Here is a 3903-nt window from a genome sequence, read left to right as displayed (position 1 = left end):
GCTGTGAACTGTTGCCGCTTGACCATCGAACACCTCCGGGACCATTGTCCCCGTTGTCAGGTGTCCGAATTGCCCGGGCCACTCCAGGTTCACTTCTGCTAGTGCCCAGCACTTGTCGGGCCCCGTATTCGCTGACGCTTCTGCATCGGACACCTCCGTGCGAGGATTGTCCTCGCTTTGTGGTGTCCGAGAAATCAGGGGTGGCTCAACCTGAACCGTTCTTCCAAGGGAGCGCCCCTGTGCGCTAGCGACCTGGCTAAACAGTGCAAGGGACAGGAGACGATCTAGATGACAACACAAGACGAGGACCATAAGGAAGTCGAAGACCCAGCAGGCGAGTTGACACGTGAGGAGTACCTGGCGGCGCTGGAAAGCATGGACAGCGCTGTGTGCGAGGCGGTGGCCGTGGGGCAGGCGCAGGCCGTTCGCATGGCTTCGCCATGCGTTGGCTTCGCCATGCGTTGGCTTCGCCACCTACGTCTTTGCGCGCCTGTGTTCGCATGGTGTGGCGATCATGCGCGCGGCTCCACTGTCTAGATGGGTCCATAGCGACCACGAGGACTGGAGCTTCAACGTGGTTGCCTGCCACGCGCGGGCCATCCTGGAAGGCTATCTCTTCTACACCTACCTCATCCAACCCACCAACGAGGAAGTGGAAGAAGGGCGGGCGCGGATTACGCTCCTGCAACTCAACGACTGCTGCAGCCGGTTGAAGATCTTCGCCGGCAACCCTGATCAGGAGCCGCACTTCGAACGGCAGGCGGAAGAACTGCGCGAACGATTGCGCGGCATCTCCTACTTCCAGGCTTTGCCAGTCCCCGTCCAGAACACTTGTCTAGCAGGCAAGAAGGCGTGGTTCATGGATCGCACGCAACTGGTGGCACTGATCGGCATGGACAAGGCCAACTTCGATATTCTCTGGGACCTGTGGTCCCAGCACTCCCACATCCATCCCATGTCGTTCTACCGCATGGAACCCAATGGGCGGGGATCGGGCCTGGAATGCGACCCCGACCGCGCTTACTTGCGAACTGCCTTGCAGATCTGCGCGGGCTTGCTCGACAGTGCCACCAGCCAGCTGGTGGAAATCTTCCCGGACGTGGGCGACGTGCGCCAGGGCGTCCAATCGAAGTTCAGCCCTGGACCCGCGGCTAATCAGCCCTGATCGGTGCGCTCTTACTCTTCCGCTTCTTCCGTGCCAGCACCCGTGACCGCTTCCGCCAGGTCGTACGGGATGTATTTGGCGTGCGCACGCCTTAGGTAAGCCAGTTCGCTGTCGCTGTCGGCCTGGTAGTCGAGTTGCTCACTGAAAAATCTCAGTCGTGCGCGGGCGTCGCACAGGATCTCGGACCATGTCTTAGCCCAGACGGTGATGTTCAGTTCGTCGCTATCGAAAACCAATCCGTCGGGTCGGTTCTTCTGGCGAGCCTTGAGCCGAGCATACTCGTCCATGTCGTTTGCAACGATCATGAAGGTCCACTTGGTGCGGCTTTGATGGAAGCGATGATCTTTTGCAACCGCGATGGCATAGCTTTCGATCTGGGCCAAGAACTCGGAGTTGATCTTCTCGCTGGCTCGCTTTAGCTCGACGACCAGATACTCGCGAGTGTCCTGGGTCGGCTGGATGGAGCGGGCCAGCATGAGGTCGATCCGGCCACCCTTGTCTCCCTCTCGCACAACGGGGTCATCGGTGTAGATCGGATCGTCTGCGCGCTTGCCCAGCTTGCCGATGTGGATCGCCAAGGCATCTTCCAACGTCTTCTCGGAGCCGGCGAGGTTAAAGTCTTCCTTGAAGATCCAAGACTCCACCTCCAGGGCCTTATGGAGGTGATCCCGCTCAAGCAAGCGCTTCTTGCTTTCCTTATTGAACAGCAAGTCGCTGAGCGCTTCCACGAAGTTCAAGCGGTCAGCAACGACTCTGGCCGACGTAATGATCTTGGACAGTGTTGTCTTGCGCAGCAAGGTGGCAAGATCGTCCTGTTCCCCCTTCTTGAGGTTGAGGACTTCATCCATGATCGCAAGAACAGAGTCCGGGTTCTCGCGGATGGCCTGAGAGAGTAGCCGGAATGTAAGTCTTTTGGACTTGGGAGGCGCTTCATCGAAGTCGGGCAGGTGGTCCTCGACGTTGACCGCCAGAATGTCAAAGACTTGACGTTCAATCTGTTCGGTCGCATTGACCTCTGCCTTGTCTTCGTACGGGTAAATATTCTCGTTTTTCCAGCGCTGGATGGTCTCGCTGCGGTGCTGCAGGAGGCGGTGGCGAAAATGCTCGCGCACCTTGGTCTTGACTGCTGCCAGGATGTCGGCAACGTCCTGGTTCAGATCAGGCAGGACCAGCGAGCCATCCTTGTCCAGGTCGCGAAAGTGATCCGACTTCACGTACACCGTGAAGTGGTATCCGGGCGCTTTGATCGCGGCTCCAACGGGAACTTCATGGAGCGACACACCCCCCTTGTCGCAAAGCTCAAAAACGCGATTGGTGGGAACAGACCATTCAATGATCGTGATTGAAACGGGGGGCCGCTTGCCACTTTGCAGCTCAACGTCGCCCAGGTGGAAATCTTCCTTGTTGTTCTGGACCGTTGTAGGATCGATCTTGTGCCCGTTGAAGTACAGCGTCAGCCCTGGCGACTCGGTCAGGTAAGCTGCGAACTGCTTGGTGATTTCAAGCGGCGCATCCTCACTGGTCAACGACGGGAAGTTGGACTCGACGTTTTCAATGACTACCTCGGTCCCCAAGATCGAAGTCTCCGAGTCCGTCGGGGCTGAAGCGTGAAAGCCCGTCAGTTGACTGGCCCGACCCCGGATCGTGTAGGTCTTAGCCGAGTTGCCGTCCTGGTAGGTTGTTCGCCACTCGACGTTCTCGCCCAGCGCAAACGCCCGGAAACGTCCCTTGCCGTTCTTGCCATGCAGCGTGCGGCCCTTGTAGCGATGCGACTTCATCTTCCAAGAGTCGCCAAGGCCCCCGAACAGGGCGTTGATCTTGTTCCAGTCGATGCCGTCGCCGTCGTCTGATATCCGGATGGCGTGGAGCCCGTTAAGTTCGTTAGGTTCGAGGATCACCCTAACGTGCTGGGCGTTGGCGTCGAACCCGTTCCAGATCAGCTCGGACACCGCCGCCATGGGCGAGGCAGACGCCAGAGACTTCAAGAAGTCTGGCTTGGCTTCGATCTTGATGGCAGTGGTCTTGGCGGCCATGGCGTGGAGCACTCCCCTGAGTGAAGTTTACCGCCTTGGCCCAATGGAGCTGGTCCAGGTGGCCTAAGGAGTGAACGGGATGAGGATAACGGGACAGGGGCGGTCGGGCTATGCCGACCCTGCGCCCTGGCCTTCTCAGGGCCTGCGATGACAGATAGGGCTACGAGATCCTATCCATTCTTCTCTCGCGCAACCCGCGCGTGCGCCAGGAACGGGGTCAATCTGACCCCTTACTCCATCTGACCCCGTTATTTGCCGTTCCGGCATGTTCACAGCGATCCCTGAAGACCGATGCCAGGTTAACCGCTGCGACTTCCCCGGAAATCTAGCTCGGTGGAATCGGACCTGCCTTGGAGAGTTCACCCGTTGCTGGAGATCGCTTTGCGCGGCCGATGCGGAGGGTGTGTGTCGGCGAAGCGCTGGAGGGCGTCAGGAGGAATTCGGCGTCAAGGCAGGTCCTTGACAGCCTTTCATCCCGGTAGCAGACTCGATTCCAAGGAGCGTAGAAACTCCTCTAAGAGCGGTCCCCACCTCCGTCAAACCGGTGGGTTTTTTGTGCCCGTGCTGCTGCGGGCACGACCGACGCGAAGCCTGCGTCGGGAGGGCGGCTAATACAACACCCTTCGGGGAAATACGCCCGCCGACTCTTAGCGGTTTCTAACCTCCCGACTTCCCGTCCGCCATTCGGTGGGCGGGCACTTCATG

3 protein-coding genes are annotated in these 3903 nt (G+C 59.1%); 2 read left to right on the top strand and 1 reads right to left on the bottom strand.

Features of this window, described 5'->3' with window-relative positions; genetic code table 11:
• Positions 1-288 precede the first annotated feature (288 nt).
• Both FXO19_RS18915 and FXO19_RS18910 read left to right on the top strand, forming a co-directional pair.
• The gene (locus FXO19_RS18915; RefSeq protein ID WP_149196671.1) at positions 289-537 is read left to right on the top strand and encodes a hypothetical protein; all 249 of its coding nucleotides are present in this window, start codon (positions 289-291) and stop codon (positions 535-537) included.
• A gap of 37 nt (positions 538-574) precedes the next feature.
• Complete coding sequence (locus FXO19_RS18910) at positions 575-1165, top strand: hypothetical protein (protein ID WP_149196670.1); 591 nt, start codon at positions 575-577, stop codon at positions 1163-1165.
• A gap of 11 nt (positions 1166-1176) precedes the next feature.
• Here FXO19_RS18910 and FXO19_RS18905 read toward each other — a convergent pair whose 3' ends face one another.
• Positions 1177-3198 carry an ATP-binding protein gene (locus FXO19_RS18905; protein ID WP_149196669.1) on the bottom strand — a complete coding sequence of 674 codons (2022 nt, stop codon included), beginning with the start codon at positions 3196-3198 and terminating at the stop codon, positions 1177-1179.
• Between the last annotated feature and the right edge of the window lie 705 nt (positions 3199-3903).

This window comes from Luteimonas suaedae (assembly GCF_008312895.1).
GTDB classification, from domain to species: Bacteria; Pseudomonadota; Gammaproteobacteria; order Xanthomonadales; family Xanthomonadaceae; genus Luteimonas; species Luteimonas suaedae.
This window is presented reverse-complemented; position numbering and strand designations above follow the sequence as displayed.